The sequence below is a fragment of the Enterobacter sp. WPR_3_1 genome (assembly GCF_003635055.1).
Classification (GTDB): Bacteria; Pseudomonadota; Gammaproteobacteria; order Enterobacterales; family Enterobacteriaceae; genus Enterobacter; species Enterobacter ludwigii.
Genome location: NZ_RBXU01000010.1, coordinates 484,377 through 500,098, shown reverse-complemented (window position 1 = coordinate 500,098; position 15,722 = coordinate 484,377). Strand labels below are relative to the sequence as shown.

General features: G+C 56.1%; 11 protein-coding genes and 3 tRNA genes. 10 read left to right on the top strand and 4 right to left on the bottom strand.

Annotated features, from left to right (window positions below):
* The first annotated feature begins 14 nt into the window (after window positions 1–14).
* Window positions 15–1,514, top strand: coding sequence for a glutamate/gamma-aminobutyrate family transporter YjeM (gene yjeM / locus BJ887_RS13995; RefSeq protein WP_121340008.1), 1,500 nt, complete (start codon window positions 15–17; stop codon window positions 1,512–1,514).
* Window positions 1,515–1,553: 39 nt separating this feature from the next.
* Here the strand turns inward: yjeM and mscM are convergent, their stop codons facing one another.
* From mscM to rsgA, 3 genes are all read right to left on the bottom strand, one after another.
* Window positions 1,554–4,877 carry a miniconductance mechanosensitive channel MscM gene (gene mscM, locus BJ887_RS13990; protein ID WP_121340007.1) on the bottom strand — a complete coding sequence of 1,108 codons (3,324 nt, stop codon included), beginning with the start codon at window positions 4,875–4,877 and terminating at the stop codon, window positions 1,554–1,556.
* Window positions 4,878–4,896: 19 nt separating this feature from the next.
* The gene (asd, locus tag BJ887_RS13985; RefSeq protein WP_121340006.1) at window positions 4,897–5,865 is read right to left on the bottom strand and encodes an archaetidylserine decarboxylase; all 969 of its coding nucleotides are present in this window, start codon (window positions 5,863–5,865) and stop codon (window positions 4,897–4,899) included.
* 97 nt (window positions 5,866–5,962) lie between these two features.
* Window positions 5,963–7,015: a small ribosomal subunit biogenesis GTPase RsgA gene (gene rsgA / locus BJ887_RS13980; protein ID WP_020882951.1), complete on the bottom strand. Its 1,053-nt coding sequence runs from the start codon at window positions 7,013–7,015 to the stop codon at window positions 5,963–5,965.
* 107 nt (window positions 7,016–7,122) lie between these two features.
* Between rsgA and orn the strand changes: the two genes are divergently transcribed.
* The 4 genes from orn (at window position 7,123) to BJ887_RS13960 (ending at window position 8,183) form a co-directional block, all read left to right on the top strand.
* Window positions 7,123–7,668 (top strand): oligoribonuclease, encoded by a 546-nt coding sequence (orn, locus tag BJ887_RS13975; RefSeq protein WP_013095280.1) that lies wholly within the window; start codon window positions 7,123–7,125, stop codon window positions 7,666–7,668.
* Between the two features lie 215 nt (window positions 7,669–7,883).
* Window positions 7,884–7,959, top strand: a tRNA-Gly gene (locus BJ887_RS13970).
* Between the two features lie 36 nt (window positions 7,960–7,995).
* Window positions 7,996–8,071: transfer RNA gene (locus BJ887_RS13965), tRNA-Gly, on the top strand.
* A 36-nt stretch (window positions 8,072–8,107) separates the two neighbouring features.
* Window positions 8,108–8,183, top strand: a tRNA-Gly gene (locus BJ887_RS13960).
* Between the two features lie 269 nt (window positions 8,184–8,452).
* Here the strand turns inward: BJ887_RS13960 and queG are convergent.
* Window positions 8,453–9,592: a tRNA epoxyqueuosine(34) reductase QueG gene (gene queG, locus BJ887_RS13955; RefSeq protein WP_025206259.1), complete on the bottom strand. Its 1,140-nt coding sequence runs from the start codon at window positions 9,590–9,592 to the stop codon at window positions 8,453–8,455.
* Here queG and nnr point away from each other — a divergent pair.
* From nnr to miaA, 5 genes are read left to right on the top strand one after another with little or no spacing between them, the layout of a single operon-like run.
* On the top strand, window positions 9,591–11,114 hold the full coding sequence (gene nnr / locus BJ887_RS13950; protein ID WP_025206258.1) for a bifunctional ADP-dependent NAD(P)H-hydrate dehydratase/NAD(P)H-hydrate epimerase: 1,524 nt from the start codon (window positions 9,591–9,593) through the stop codon (window positions 11,112–11,114). The two genes, queG and nnr, sit on opposite strands and share 2 nt — an antisense overlap.
* Window positions 11,107–11,568 carry a tRNA (adenosine(37)-N6)-threonylcarbamoyltransferase complex ATPase subunit type 1 TsaE gene (gene tsaE / locus BJ887_RS13945; protein WP_020882947.1) on the top strand — a complete coding sequence of 154 codons (462 nt, stop codon included), beginning with the start codon at window positions 11,107–11,109 and terminating at the stop codon, window positions 11,566–11,568. The genes nnr and tsaE overlap by 8 nt, the downstream gene beginning before the upstream one ends.
* Window positions 11,569–11,584: 16 nt before the next feature.
* The gene (amiB, locus tag BJ887_RS13940; protein ID WP_121340005.1) at window positions 11,585–12,922 is read left to right on the top strand and encodes an N-acetylmuramoyl-L-alanine amidase AmiB; all 1,338 of its coding nucleotides are present in this window, start codon (window positions 11,585–11,587) and stop codon (window positions 12,920–12,922) included.
* A gap of 9 nt (window positions 12,923–12,931) precedes the next feature.
* Window positions 12,932–14,776, top strand: a complete 1,845-nt coding sequence (gene mutL / locus BJ887_RS13935; protein WP_025206257.1) for a DNA mismatch repair endonuclease MutL — start codon at window positions 12,932–12,934, stop codon at window positions 14,774–14,776.
* Window positions 14,769–15,719, top strand: a complete 951-nt coding sequence (miaA, locus tag BJ887_RS13930) for a tRNA (adenosine(37)-N6)-dimethylallyltransferase MiaA (protein ID WP_014168310.1) — start codon at window positions 14,769–14,771, stop codon at window positions 15,717–15,719. Before mutL ends, miaA begins: the two co-directional genes overlap by 8 nt.
* The last annotated feature ends 3 nt before the right edge of the window (window positions 15,720–15,722 follow it).

The following is a 15,722-nucleotide window of genomic DNA, read 5'->3' as shown; positions in this document are numbered from 1 at the left end:
CTTTGGATGGCGCTATGTCCCAGTCACTTAAAAAGATGACCCTCACCGGGCTCATCCTGATGATTTTTACCTCCGTCTTTGGCTTTGCCAACAGCCCGTCGGCTTTCTATCTGATGGGCTACAGCGCAACGCCGTTCTACATCGTCTCGGCTCTGTTTTTCTTCATACCGTTTGCGCTGATGATGGCGGAAATGGGGGCGGCTTACCGCAAAGAAGAGGGCGGGATCTATTCCTGGATGAACAACAGCATCGGCCCGCGCTACGCGTTTATCGGCACGTTTATGTGGTTCTCCTCGTATGTGGTCTGGATGGTCAGTACGGCGGCCAAGGTCTGGGTACCGTTTTCGACGTTTGTTTTCGGCAGCGATTACACTCAGGTCTGGTCTTTGGCCGGTCTGAGCTCCACGCAGGTGGTCGGGATTCTGGCCGTCTGCTGGATGGTGGTTGTAACGCTGGTGGCGTCTAAGGGCATCAACAAAATTGCCCGCATTACCGCCGTGGGTGGGATCTCGGTGATGTGCCTGAACCTGGTGTTGCTGCTGGTCAGCATTGCCATTCTGTGCCTGAACGGCGGACATTTCGCTCAGGAGGTGAACTTCGTTTCCTCGCCCAACCCGAGCTATCAGTCCGGGCTCGCTATGCTCTCCTTTGTGGTGTTTGCCATTTTTGCGTACGGCGGTATTGAGGCGGTGGGCGGCCTGGTCGACAAGACCGAGAACCCGGAAAAGAACTTTGCGAAAGGCATTATTTTTGCCGCAATAGTTATCTCCATTGGCTATTCGCTGGCAATTTTCCTCTGGGGCGTCAGCAGCAACTGGCAGCAGGTACTCAGCAACAACACCACTAACCTGGGCAACATTACCTATGTGCTGATGAAAAGCCTGGGGATGACGCTGGGACAAGCGATGAATCTGACACCGGAAGCGGCGGCAGCGATGGGCGTCTGGTTTGCACGCATCACCGGCTTGTCCATGTTCCTTGCCTATACCGGCGCGTTTTTCACGCTGATTTACTCTCCGTTGAAAGCGATAATTCAGGGCACGCCAAAAGCGCTGTGGCCTGCACGCATGACGCAACTGAATACCGCGGGTATGCCCGCCAACGCCATGTGGATGCAGTGCCTGCTGGTCAGCGTGTTCATTTTGCTGGTGTCGTTTGGTGGGGATACCGCGTCAGCGTTTTATAACAAGCTGACCCTGATGGCGAACGTGTCGATGACGTTGCCTTATCTCTTTCTGAGCCTGGCCTTCCCGTTCTTTAAGGCGAAGCAGGATCTTGAGCGTCCGTTTGTGATTTTCAAAACGCGCGCCGCCACGCTGCTGGCAACCACGGTGGTGGTGCTGGTAGTGGCATTCGCCAACATCTTTACCGTTATTCAGCCGGTGATTGAGGCGAATGACTGGAGTAGCGCACTGTGGATGGTGGGCGGTCCAGTCTTCTTCTCACTGCTGGCGATGGGGATTTATGAGAATTATCGCCGACGTTCTGTGGCGTTGCTGACGGAAGTGGCGTAGCGGTCAAACATTCCCCTCCCGGAAGGGAGGGGAGAAGGGTTACAGACTTCCTGCCGGGCGTGTGCGCGCCGCTGACGTTAACGTTCTTCCCGTTTTACGCCCGTCCAGGCTTTCCAGACGCATCTGGAACGGTGGGAACGGCATATCAATGCCGTGCTCACGGAACCCTGCCAGAATCAGCTGGTGGATCTCATGACGCAGTGGCATACGGTGTCCCATTTCGGCGGCGTAAATACGCAGTTCGAAAATCTGGATCCCCTGTTGTAAATCCACCAGGAACACTTCCGGCGCCGGGTTGTCGATCACAAATGAACAGCGCTCCGCGGCGGTGTAGAGGATCTGAGTGACCTCTTCGCTATTGGCATCCGACGGCGCAGGTACCGTCAGCACCACACGCGTGACGGAGTCTGACAGCGACCAGTTGATAAACTGCTCGGTAATAAACGCCTTGTTCGGCACGATGATCTCTTTACGGTCCCAGTCGCTGATCGTGGTGGCGCGCGTGTTGATCCTGGTGATGCTGCCGGTCAAGTCGCGGATCGTTACCGTATCGCCAATACGAATTGGTTTTTCGAACAGAATAATCAGGCCAGAGATAAAGTTGGCGAAGATCTCCTGTAAGCCAAACCCTAACCCCACACCAAGTGCCGCCACCAGCCACTGCAGTTTCGACCATTCAATACCAATCATTGAGAAGCCGACCAGCCCGCCAAACAGCATGATCAGATATTTGGTGATGGTGGTAATTGCGTATCCCGTCCCCGGGGTTAAATCGAGATGCTGCAGCAGGGCCAGCTCCAGCAGCGCCGGGAAGTTACGCACCAGCTGGGTGGTGATGATCAACACCAGAATGGCAATCAACACCGCGCCTAAGGTAATCGGCTCCAGGCTCTCCACACCTTGTACCGTGGACGTTACGTCCCACAGAGAGATGTTTTCCAGGAAGCCAAACGCGGAGTGAATTTCCGACCACAGGAAGATCACCGACAGCAGGGCAATCAGCATCAGGATGGAGCGTACCAGTCGCAGGGATTGGGTACTGATGGCATCCAGATCCAGCTCGACTTCGTCAGCTTCCGTCGTGCCTTCTGTGCTGTTGATATGGTTTGGCTCTTCCTCGCCACGCGCACGCTGGGCGAGGATCTCTGCCCGCCGGTGCTTGGCACGGTCGAACGCCAGACGGCGGCGCTGGATCAGCATCCAGCGGCGTATCACGTGATACACCACCAGAAGCAGGAACCAGATCGCCACCGAGGTTTCAAGCCTCGCCAGCAGCGCCTTGGCGGTCGCCAGGTAACCCACCGTCGCTGCCAGCATGGCAATCAGCGGTGCGCTCAGCAGCAGGTTCCAGAGCAGCCGGTTGAACATGTTGTCGCCGTTACCGGATTTATCCAGATAGAGCGGGATACCGGCGCGTTTCAGGCTGAGCGTGACAATTGCCAGCGCCCCGCATATCAGCATAAAGCAGAGGCGGCCCAGCGACCCTGAGAATTCCCGGTCGTTGAGTTTATCGAACATGATCAGCGCCATAATCAGCGGCACAATCAGTCCGATGCTCATCAGGTAGTAACGCATGGCGCGTGCAACGCGATTACGCGGCCAGCCGAAGTGAGCGATGAACAAACCGTTGGGCCGCGCGAACGTGGCGCAAATCATTACCACCCACAGCAGTGGCACCGTGGCAGTGACGCCATCGCCAATGGCCACCGCGAGCGGGTAGGGCCAGGCTTCCCGCAGGCCATATCCAAGCGTCATCCACAGGACCGGTAGCGGTGAGGCGACGAGAATCGACCAGAAGACGGTGCGTAACGTCAGCCAGAAGTGATCCTGCGTAACTTTCCCCACCCGGGCGCTGGAGCGTTCCAGGAAACGGGTGAAATACCGGCGCGAGTAAATGCTGAAGCCCACCAGAATCAGCGCGGCCAGCAGCGGGAAAATGGTCTCTTTACTGGTGAGCATCATCACGCTGGCCTGGCCCAGCTGGCTGAAGGTATCCAGCGAAATAAGGCGGCGCAGATCCTGGACAATCTCAATCGGCCACGAGAAGGTCATCGGCCGCACGTCGGAGGTCCAGAAGAGATAACGGTGCGTTGCCTCATTCACCTCTTTCAGCGCATCTTCCAGTTGGCTATTAGAGACCTTCAGCTTGGTCAGTTCCAGAATCAGCGTATCCCCGCCCTGGAGCAGGGAGTTCAGCAGTTCACGCTGGGTACGCAACTGGGCTTCCAGAATGCGGTTCTGCTCGCTGGTCAGCGGCTGTCCGTCAGCCTGACGGATCTGGCGGATTTGCGGCTGTTTGTTGAGCAGATCCTCAAAGTGCAGTCGCTGCACGCGCAGCTGAGCCATTTCGGTATCCAGCTGCTGCGGTTTGGGCATTTCCGGCAGGCGTGAGACCTGCGCGCGTAACGCTTCACCCAGCAGGTTTGATGACCCTAGCCATTGGGACTGCTCACGCAACGTGTTAAGCGCCTGGCGGACCTGTAGGGTTTGATTGGTAGCCTGGCGCTGTTGCGAGGCTACCAGATCCATACGCTGCGCCTGTTGGTTCAGCGCCGCAGAGAGCTCGCGGTTGACCTTAAACTGCTCAACGATGCCGCTGGGCAGGTTCGCGCTGTTTTCCGCCAGCAGTTCGGTGCTTTCAAGCGCACGCTCGGCTTCGCGCTGCCGCTGGCTGTTAAGCTGATTACGCAGGGCCTGCAGATATGCATCCAACTGTTCGCTCTGCTTCTGCGCCAGCTCAGAGCGCATCCGCGACAGCTCCTGGCGGTTATTGGCGGACAGCTGCGCCAGCTCCAGTTCATCGACAAGGGCTTTGAGGCGAGCAGATTCGGCCTGCAGCCCCAGATTCTGCGCCTGCGCTTGCGGCGTGTTGCCGCTTTGCGTGCCAACGCGACGCTCAACTTCATTAAGCTGGCGGCGGGCATCGGTTTGCTGCTGGGGAAGCTGGCTGAGCGAGTCGGCAATTTCACGCGCCCGCTCCTGCTCCTGCTGAGCCAGACGGCTCTTTTCCAGAAGCTGGCTGCTGACCTGGAGGATCTCCTGATTCAGCGCATCAGAAGACATGTCCGCCGGTATATCGCGCGGTTCATCACGCAGATTACTGAGCTGCGAGCGCAGCGTTTGCGAGAGTTTCGGGAAGTTGTCGATAACCTGCTGATATTGCTGTGCACGCTCAAGGGAGCCTTTTCGCTCCGCAAGCGCGTTCAGGGCGGACTGGAGCGACTCAACGGTCTCTGGCTGAGCGGGTTTTGCCGCTTTTGCCTGCTCCAGTTCCTGGGTTATCTGTTTTGCGTCGGGGGCTGTCGCTGCGTACGCCCCCATGCTGAGGCACCAGGCCATCAGTAGAACGATAATCGGGCGCACGTCAGCGATCCTTCTGTTATTAGCCTTCGTCTTTTTTGTCGTCAACCAGCGGGCTGGCGTCGTGCTCGGCGTCGATCTCTTCTTGGGACAACGGTGCAGGTTCTGCCACCGGCGTTACGAAGGTTTCGGTAGAGACGGCCAGCGGCTGACCCAGTTTGGTGACCGACAGGCTTTCAAGCTGTTCGGCCAGCTTAACTTTACCCGGTGCAAACAGGTTGATAACGGTTGAGCCCAGCTTGAAGCGACCCATCTCCTGACCTTTCAGCAGGGCGACAGAGCCTTCTTCTTCACCGGCAGGCCAGGTCCAGCGCTTGATCACGCCTTCACGTGGTGGGGTGATGGTGCCAGCCCAGACGGTTTCAATGCTGCCGACAATGGTCGCGCCCACGAGAATCTGCGCCATAGGGCCGAATTCAGTATCAAACAGGCAAATGACGCGTTCGTTACGGGCGAACAGGTTAGGTACGTTCTGCGCCGTGAGGTGGTTCACGGAGAACAGATCGCCCGGAACGTAGATCATTTCACGCAGGATGCCGTTGCACGGCATGTGCACGCGGTGATAGTCGCGCGGTGAGAGATAGGTGGTCGCGAAGGTCCCGTTACGGAACAGATCCGCCATCAGGTAGTTACCTGCCAGCAACGCTTCCAGGCTGTAGTTATGGCCTTTCGCCTGCAGGATTTTGTCGTCTTCGATGTGACCCAGTTGGCTAATCACGCCATCTGCAGGTATCACCAGCACGTTAGGGTCCGTATTCAGCGGGCGCACGTCGTCGCGCAGTGGGCGGACGAAAAACTCGTTGAAGGTGCGGTAGCTGGCGGTATCCGGCTTCTGCGCCTCTTTCATGTCGACCTTGTAATATTTTACGAAAAGGTCGATGACCAGTTTGGTCAGCCAGCCCGCTCGTTTGCTCGCGCCCCAGCCCGCCAGGCGAGTGAGCCACAGTTTCGGCAGAATGTATTGAAGCGAAAGTTTAAATGAGTTTAACAAGGTAGCCTCCAGGCCATTGTTTTGTCGTTCCTGATCCGGCCGCAAAGCGCCGGAACCTGAAAAAAGGGGACGATTTTAGCGATGCTTAGCTTAGTTGTCAGTTATCAGAATCAGAAAAGTTTTTACGCGTTTTTACCTGATCCATGCTCTCGAGAATGCGGTGGTAGTTTTCAAAGCGGGTCTCCGCTATTTCGCCTTTCTCGACCGCTTCACGGATAGCGCAGCCCGGGTCATTGTCATGTTTACAGTCGCGGTATTTGCAAGCACCTAAATAATCATGGAATTCGACAAATCCGTTGAAGATTTGTTCCGGCTCAAGGTGCCACAAACCGAATTCACGCACGCCCGGGGAGTCAATGACATCGCCGCCGTGCGGGAAGTGATACAGGCGTGACGCGGTGGTAGTGTGCTGGCCCAGGCCAGAAACATCAGACACATCGTTGGTCACGATCTCTTGCTGGAGGCCGAGAAGGTTGTTCAGCAGGCTCGATTTGCCCACACCGGACTGTCCCGCAAAGATGCTGATGCGATCGGTAAGCGCCTCTTCAAGCGGTTTCAGACCATCTTTGGTATAGCTGGAAACCATCAGAACGCGATACCCGATGTTACGGTAGATATCCATCTGCTCGTTGACGAAGTTCATACCGTCTTCATCGAGCAGATCGATTTTGTTGAGTACGATTATCGGTTCAACCTGCAGCGTTTCACAGGCGACAAGGTATCGGTCGATAATATTGAGCGAAAGTTCGGGCAAAATCGCCGAGACGATAACGATCTGGTTAATGTTGGCTGCGATAGGTTTAACCCCGTCGTAGAAATCGGGACGGGTCAGTACCGACGTACGCGCGTGGACCGCCTCAACGATGCCTTTTACCGTGACGCCTTCCGCCGCTTCTTTACCCGGGCGCCAGACCACGCGATCGCCGGTCACCAGAGAACGAATCGTCCGGCGGATGTTGCAGCGGTGAATCTCACCGTTGGCGGATTCCACGTCGGCGTGCATACCGAAACGGCTGATGACGATGCCTTCCATCGGTTCGCCAAACAGGTTGTCGTCGTAATCGACCTTCTCCGAAGTGGTTTTAAGACGGCGCTGGTGATTGGCATTCACACGGCGCTGCTGCCCTTTGGAGAGTTTATTTTTACTCAATCGCGCTGGCTCCTGGTCGCCCGTAAGGGGCAAAACCTCTATGATACACTCTAATTAATACTAGTTAACCTGCTACAGCCGGTTATGCGAGAAGGGTGGAAAATAACATGAGCGCGGATGAAAACAACCTGATTTGGATCGATCTTGAAATGACCGGGCTGGATCCCGAGCGCGATCGCATTATTGAGATTGCAACCCTGGTGACCGATGCCAACCTGAATATTCTGGCGGAAGGGCCGACTATCGCGGTTCATCAGTCCGACGACCAGCTTGCGTTAATGGATGAGTGGAACGTGCGCACCCACACGGGGAGCGGGCTGGTGGAGCGCGTTAAGGCTAGCACCATGGGCGATCGCGAGGCGGAGCTGGCAACGCTTGAGTTTCTGAAACAGTGGGTTCCGGCGGGCAAATCACCTATCTGCGGTAACAGCATCGGTCAGGATCGCCGTTTTCTGTTTAAGTACATGCCGGAGCTGGAGTCTTACTTCCATTACCGCTATCTGGATGTGAGCACCCTGAAAGAGCTGGCGCGTCGCTGGAAACCGGAAATCCTGGATGGCTTTAAAAAGCAGGGAACGCATCAGGCCATGGACGATATCCGTGAGTCCGTGGCCGAACTGGCGTATTATCGCGAGAACTTTATTAAGCTGTAATTCAGGCGGTTGCCGGGGGCGTTGCGCGTTACCCGGCCTACAGAACGCATGAATGGTGTAAAAACGTGCAAAGCGATGAATATTCCATCACTTGAACTGAATTTCACAAAAAACGCTTTTAGGGGGGTTGCAGCTAAACGGATTTCTCGTATAATGCGCCTCCCGTAACGACAGAGAAATACACGTTACGACAGCAACAAAAGCAGTGCAAATTTGCGGGAATAGCTCAGTTGGTAGAGCACGACCTTGCCAAGGTCGGGGTCGCGAGTTCGAGTCTCGTTTCCCGCTCCAAAATTTGAAGGTGCTTCTAAAGCACAGACCACCCAAGCGGGAATAGCTCAGTTGGTAGAGCACGACCTTGCCAAGGTCGGGGTCGCGAGTTCGAGTCTCGTTTCCCGCTCCAAAATTTGAAAGTGCTTCCACAGCACGGACCACCCAAGCGGGAATAGCTCAGTTGGTAGAGCACGACCTTGCCAAGGTCGGGGTCGCGAGTTCGAGTCTCGTTTCCCGCTCCAAATTCTTATCATCTCCAGATTATCCACAGCGGAATGCTTCGTTGGGGACATTTTCTATTGCATCTGAAATACTCTTGTGAACAGAGTTATCCACAGAAGCCCTACTCAGTTACAGACCAGAAGAAAATTAGCAGGGTGAATAATATCTTCTTAACATGCTGAATTTAATGAAGTAAATTTCATTTCAAAATGTTATTTAGATCACTTGACCTCATTGCCAGCCCCGATGGCGCTTGAGTTTTTATTTTTATTCACAGGCTGTGAATATATCAAGCATCCCGTACAAGCCCTTTTTCAATCACTCTCACCAGCCGTTGTTTCTTCGGCAGCTGCACCTCGACAACGCAGGCATTGCGCTTCTCGATTTGCTGCGCAATCGCCCATTCTATGTGTTCATCAAGAAGTGGGTGCTCACCTCTGCGACTTTCGAGCGCCTGAATATTGGCTTCATCCCAGGATGCATTACCCAGCGCAACGGCGACATTTCGTAACCAGCGCAGATGCCCAATACGCCGAATGGCGGATCCTTCGGTGACTTTCAGGAACCAGGCCTCACTCCAGGCGAAGAGCTCGATAAGCTGAGGCGCATGAAGCGCTTTACGAGGACTGAAATCGTCTTCATCCGTAAGCTGCGAGTAACGATTCCAGGGGCAGATCAGCTGGCAGTCATCGCAGCCGTAGATACGGTTCCCGATGAGCGGACGGAATTCTTCCGGTATCGCCCCTTCGAGTTCAATGGTGAGATAGGAGATGCAGCGGCGCGCATCCACCGTATAAGGCTCAACGATGGCACCCGTCGGGCAGATGGTCATGCAGGCCACGCAGCGCCCGCAACCTTCCTCTACCGGACCATCTACCGGCAGCGGCAAATCTATGAGCAGTTCACCGAGGAAAAAGAACGATCCGGCGTCGCGGCTAAGGATAAGTGAGTGCTTACCTGTCCAGCCAAGCCCGGCTTTTTCTGCTATCGGGCGCTCAAGAACAGGCGCAGAGTCTACAAACGGTCTAAAATTCAGCGACACACAGTGCTGCTGAATAGTTTCCCCGAGTTTTTTTAAACGGTTACGCAGAAGCTTATGGTAATCACGGCCCAGGGCATACCGGCTTACGTAACCGAGAGCGGGATTTTTTAACGTGCGAGCAAACGCCGCGTTGGCGGGCAGGTAGTTCATGCGTACGCTGATGACGCGTAATGTACCAGGCAACAGCTCGTGTGGGCGGGCACGCATCATGCCATGACGCGCCATCCACTCCATTTCGCCATGGTATTGTTTATCCAGCCATGCCTGCAGTTTCGGCTCGCTGGCGGAGAGGTCGGTATCGGTGATACCCACCTTCTGGAAGCCAAGCTCAGCACCCCACTGTTTAATTTTTTGCGCTAATTCATTGAGATCGAGGGGCTGTGACATGACGGACCATACTGTGAAGAAAAACCCCGAAAGTATACCACATTCCATCTGGCATGCGGATGACCTCCGGCACGCCGAAAAAGAGGCCGCAGACAGCCTCGGCATTACCCTGTATGAACTGATGCAACGCGCGGGTGAAGCGGCGTTTAACGTTGCCCGCACGGCTTACCCTGAATCGTCGCACTGGCTGATTTTATGCGGACACGGCAATAACGGCGGTGACGGTTATGTCGTCGCCCGCCTGGCGGTTGCCGCCGGGATCCACGTGACCTTGCTGGCGCTGGAGAGCGATAAACCGCTGCCAGAAGAGGCCAGTGCGGCGCGGGAAGCCTGGCTGAACGCGGGCGGTGTTATTCATGCCACCGATATCGTCTGGCCGGAAGAGATTGATGTGATTATTGATGGCCTGCTGGGCACCGGACTACGCAGTGCGCCGCGCGACCCGGTTGCCACCCTGATTGCACGTGCCAATGCCCACAGCGCGCCGGTGGTGGCCCTGGATATACCTTCTGGACTGATGGCGCAAACCGGCACGACGCCGGGCGCGGTGATTCAGGCCGCGCACACCGTTGCCTTTATCGCCCTGAAACCGGGGCTGCTTACCGGTAAAGCACGGGATGTCACGGGAACGTTGCACCATAACGCACTGGGGCTGGAGAGCTGGCTTGCCGGACAGGAAACCCACGTTTCGCGCGTTGATGCTTCGCTGCTGGCACAGTGGCTACCGCCGCGCCGCCCGACGTCCCATAAAGGCGATCACGGCAGGCTGGTGATCATTGGAGGTGACCACGGTACGGCGGGGGCTATCCGCATGACGGGGGAAGCGGCATTGCGTTGCGGTGCCGGTTTAGTGCGGGTGCTGACGCGCATCGAAAATAGTGCGCCAATTATTACGGCCCGTCCGGAGCTGATGGTGCATGAATTGACGCCGCAGTCGCTTGAAGAGAGTCTCGAATGGGCGGATGTCGTGGTCATTGGCCCGGGGCTTGGGCAGCAGGCCTGGGGGAAACAGGCCCTGCAGAAGGTCGAGAATTTTCGTAAACCGATGCTGTGGGATGCCGACGCGCTGAACCTTCTGGCAATCAATCCTGATAAGCGTCACAATCGCATTCTGACGCCGCACCCCGGCGAAGCCGCGCGCCTGCTTAACTGCAGCGTGGCAGAAATTGAAAGCGATCGCTTACTTTCTGCCCGGCGTCTGGTAAAACGTTACGGAGGTGTTGCCGTTCTGAAAGGGGCAGGAACCGTTGTCGCCAGCGACGAGGCGCTGGGCATTGTCGATGCCGGAAATGCGGGCATGGCGAGCGGCGGAATGGGCGATGTGCTTTCCGGCATCATTGGCGCATTGCTTGGACAGAAACTTCCCCTTTATGATGCAGCCTGCGCTGGCTGCGTGGCCCATGGTGTCGCGGCGGATAAGCTGGCGGCACGTTACGGTACACGCGGAATGCTGGCCACCGATCTTTTTTGTACGCTACGGCGTGTTGTTAACCCGGATGTGATTGACGTAGAAAATGACTAATCGAGCGATTTCTTTACCTGATGAACAAGCCACTTTAGATCTTGGCAAACGCGTGGCACAGGCCTGTCAGGGGGCAACCGTCATTTATCTGTATGGTGATTTAGGTGCGGGTAAAACCACCTTCAGCCGGGGTTTTCTGCAGGCGTTAGGCCATAAAGGCAATGTGAAAAGCCCAACCTACACGCTGGTAGAACCGTACACCCTTGAAAATCTCATGGTGTACCACTTTGATTTATACCGCCTTGCGGATCCCGAGGAGCTGGAATTTATGGGGATCCGTGATTATTTTGCCAATGATGCCATCTGCCTGGTGGAGTGGCCGCAACAAGGTGCGGGTGTGTTGCCTGACCCGGATGTCGAAATTCACTTAGATTACCAGGCACAAGGGCGTGAGGCACGCATCAGTGCTGTTTCCTCATCAGGTAGTTCCTTACTGGCGCGTCTGGCCGGTTAAGCGTAGGGATGACGGGATGATTAGTCGCGTTAAAGGTTGGTTATTGGCTACCACGGTGCTGCTGTGCGCGCAGGCCGGAGCGGCAAGCCTGTCGGATATTCAGGTGTCGAACGGCGAAAGCCAGGCCAGGATCACGTTCAGCTTTATGGGCGATCCGGAATATGCTTTTTCACAGCCAGACAGCCACAGCGTGGCGCTGGATATCAAACAAACCGGGGTTATCCAGGGGTTACCGCTCCAGTTCAGCGGCCATAATCTGGTTAAAAGCATTCGTTCCGGCTCGCCAAAAGATAGCCAGTCATTGCGTCTGGTGGTCGACCTAACCGAAAAGGGTAAAACCAGAGCGGTTAAGCAGCAAAACGGTGCGAATTATACGGTGGTCTTTACCATCAACGCTGACGCCCCTCCGCCGCCTCCGCCTCCACCAGTGGTGGCGAAACGCGTGGAAGCGCCGGTTTATACTCCGCGCCCATCTGAACCGGCACGTAATCCGTTTAAAACGGACAGCGACCGCATTACCAGCGTTACCAGCAGCAATACCGTGACGCGGCCGGCGGCCAGCGCACGTCGCGCGGTCAGCGGTGATAAAGTGATTATCGCCATTGATGCGGGGCACGGCGGTCAGGATCCCGGCGCAATTGGCCCGGGCGGTACGCGGGAGAAAAATGTCACCATCGCGGTTGCCCGTAAGCTGCGGACGCTGCTAAATGACGACCCTATGTTTAAAGGCGTGCTGACGCGCGACGGCGATTACTTTATCTCGGTGATGGGCCGCTCGGATGTGGCACGTAAGCAAAATGCCAATTTCCTGGTGTCCATTCATGCGGATGCCGCGCCAAACCGTAACGCCACGGGAGCCTCAGTGTGGGTGCTGTCAAACCGTCGGGCGAACAGTGAAATGGCAAACTGGCTTGAAGAGCACGAGAAACAGTCCGAACTGTTAGGTGGAGCGGGTGATGTGCTGGCAAACAGCCAGGCCGATCCGTATCTCAGCCAGGCGGTGCTGGATTTACAATTCGGTCATTCCCAGCGCGTCGGGTATGATGTCGCCACAAATGTATTGAATCAGCTGCAGGGCATCGGGTCATTGCACAAGCGCCGTCCGGAGCATGCGAGCCTTGGCGTTCTGCGATCGCCGGATATTCCATCGATTCTGGTGGAAACAGGCTTTATCAGTAATAACGCTGAAGAACGCCTGCTGGGCAGCGACAGCTATCAGCAGCAAATTGCCGAAGCGATCTATAACGGTCTGCGTAAATACTTTGATGCGCATCCGCTGCAGTCCGCGCCACAGGGCGGTGCCGCCCAGACGGCCAGCGCAGCGCAGCCAGGTGAGATGACCGCGACCAACTAAGGAGAATTCATGCCGATTCAGGTTCTACCGCCGCAGCTCGCGAACCAAATCGCCGCCGGTGAGGTGGTGGAGCGCCCTGCATCGGTGGTGAAGGAGCTGGTAGAAAACAGCCTTGATGCGGGGGCCACCCGCATTGATATTGATATCGAACGCGGCGGCGCAAAGCTGATTCGCATTCGTGACAACGGCTGTGGAATTAAAAAAGACGAGCTGGCGTTAGCGCTGGCGCGTCATGCCACCAGTAAAATTGCCTCTCTTGATGACCTGGAAGCGATCATCAGCCTCGGTTTTCGCGGGGAAGCGCTGGCCAGTATCAGCTCCGTTTCCCGTCTCACGCTCACCTCCCGTACCGCTGAACAGCAGGAAGCCTGGCAGGCGTACGCCGAAGGGCGTGATATGGACGTGACGATTAAACCAGCGGCGCATCCGGTCGGTACGACGCTGGAAGTGCTGGATCTGTTTTATAACACCCCCGCCCGACGCAAGTTTATGCGTACCGAAAAAACCGAGTTTGGGCATATCGATGAGATCATTCGTCGCATTGCCCTGGCGCGGTTTGACGTGACCATTAACCTTAGCCATAACGGCAAAGTCATGCGCCAGTACCGCGCTGTGGCGGAAGGTGGGCAAAAAGAGCGCCGCTTGGGCGCTATCTGCGGCGTACCGTTCCTCGAGCACGCGCTGGCCATTGAGTGGCAGCATGGCGATCTGGCCATGCGCGGCTGGGTGGCTGACCCCAACGCGAGCAGCGCCGCCTTCGCTGAGATCCAGTATTGCTACGTGAACGGCCGCATGATGCGTGACCGCCTCATCAACCACGCCATTCGTCAGGCCTGTGAAGATAAACTGGGCGCAGATCAGCAACCGGCGTTTGTGCTCTATCTAGAAATCGATCCACACCAGGTGGACGTTAACGTCCATCCTGCCAAGCATGAAGTGCGGTTCCACCAGTCACGTCTGGTGCATGATTTTATCTATCAGGGCGTGCTGAGCGTATTGCAACAGCAGGCTGAACCGACGCTGCCGCTGGAAAAAGAAGAACCCGCCCCGCGCGCGTTTCCGGAAAACCGTGTTGCAGCGGGCCGGAACCATTTTGCTGAACCTGCCGTGGCGCGTGAGCCGGATGCCCCGCGTTTCTCTGCTGCGGGTAGCACACCGCGCCCAACGGGAGCGAACTATCCCAACGCCCAACCTGGCTATCAAAAACAGCAGGGAGCGTTGTACCGGAAATTGCTGGAAACCCCCGCGGTGGAGCGCAAAGCGCCTGTCGCGGTGCCAGCGCCTTCACTGGACGGCCACAGCCAGAGTTTTGGCCGGGTTCTGACGATTATCGCACCGGATATGGCGTTGCTGGAGCGCGAAGGCCACGTGATGCTTCTGGCATTGCCGGTGGCGGAACGCTGGCTTAAACAAGTGCAGCTTACGCCGGGTGAAAACGCGGCCTGTGCACAACCGCTGCTGATCCCCGTTCGGCTAAAAATATCCCCTGAAGAAACAGGGGTACTGCGTCGCGCAGAGGCCCTGTTGGCGCAGATGGGCATTGAAATGGTGCTCGAACCACAACATGTGACCATTCGCGCAGTGCCTTTACCCTTACGCCAACAAAATTTACAAAACTTGATTCCTGAACTGATAGGCTACCTGGCGCAGCAAACGTCGTTTGATGCCGCCAACACCGCGCAGTGGATCGCCCGCCATCTGGCAAGCGAACATGCGCCGTGGAGTATGGCGCAGGCCATTAGCGTGCTGGCGGAGGTTGAACGCCTTTGTCCGCATCTGGTGAAGACACCGCCAGGTGGGTTATTACAACCTGTTGATTTACAAACGGCGATGAATGCCCTGAAACATGATTGACGTAAGCAAGGCGAGCCTGCCAAAGGCGATTTTTTTAATGGGCCCCACGGCCTCCGGCAAAACGGCACTGGCCATTGAGTTGCGTAAAGTTTTGCCTGTAGAGTTGATTAGTGTCGATTCTGCCCTTATCTACCGAGGGATGGACATCGGCACGGCGAAGCCTGACGCAGACGAACTGCGTGCGGCACCGCATCGTTTGCTGGATATTCTCGACCCGGCTCAGGCATACTCCGCAGCGGATTTCCGCCGCGATGCGTTAGCCGAGATGGCCGAGATAACGGCGGCGGGACGTATACCGCTGTTGGTTGGCGGAACCATGCTTTATTTCAAGGCGTTGCTGGAGGGGCTTTCACCTCTGCCATCAGCGGATCCGGAAGTAAGAGCAAAAATTGAGCAGCAGGCGGCAGAGCAGGGATGGGACGTTTTGCATAAGCAACTGGCCGAGATTGACCCGGTTGCCGCAGCACGGATCCATCCAAATGATCCGCAAAGGCTTTCCCGGGCACTGGAAGTTTTTTTCATTTCGGGTAAAACTTTAACGGAACTGACGCAAACGTCAGGAGACGCTCTGCCGTATCAGGTGCATCAGTTCGCCATCGCCCCGGCGAGCCGTGAACTGCTCCATCAACGAATTGAGCAGCGTTTTCATCAGATGTTAGCTTCAGATTTTGAAGCAGAAGTGCGGGCGCTATTTGCCCGTGGAGATTTGCATACGGATATGCCTTCCGTTCGTTGTGTGGGATACCGCCAGATGTGGTCATATCTTGAAGGCGAGATTTCATATGATGAAATGGTTTATCGAGGTGTTTGCGCCACGAGACAGTTAGCGAAGCGCCAGATCACCTGGTTGCGCGGTTGGGACGGTGTTCACTGGTTAGACAGTGAAAAACCGCAACAGGCGTTAAACGAAGTGATTGAGGTTGTTGGTGATATCGCTCACTGAATG

Bases quoted from the DNA above. Each gene is read 5' to 3' on its own strand.
- queG (WP_025206259.1), bottom strand. From the start codon at position 9,592: ATGTCACAGCCCCTCGATCTCAATGAATTAGCGCAAAAAATTAAACAG.
- amiB (WP_121340005.1), top strand. From the start codon at position 11,585: ATGATTAGTCGCGTTAAAGGTTGGTTATTGGCTACCACGGTGCTGCTG.
- tsaE (WP_020882947.1), top strand. From the start codon at position 11,107: ATGACTAATCGAGCGATTTCTTTACCTGATGAACAAGCCACTTTAGAT.
- yjeM (WP_121340008.1), top strand. From the start codon at position 15: ATGTCCCAGTCACTTAAAAAGATGACCCTCACCGGGCTCATCCTGATG.
- orn (WP_013095280.1), top strand. From the start codon at position 7,123: ATGAGCGCGGATGAAAACAACCTGATTTGGATCGATCTTGAAATGACC.
- nnr (WP_025206258.1), top strand. From the start codon at position 9,591: ATGACGGACCATACTGTGAAGAAAAACCCCGAAAGTATACCACATTCC.
- mutL (WP_025206257.1), top strand. From the start codon at position 12,932: ATGCCGATTCAGGTTCTACCGCCGCAGCTCGCGAACCAAATCGCCGCC.
- miaA (WP_014168310.1), top strand. From the start codon at position 14,769: ATGATTGACGTAAGCAAGGCGAGCCTGCCAAAGGCGATTTTTTTAATG.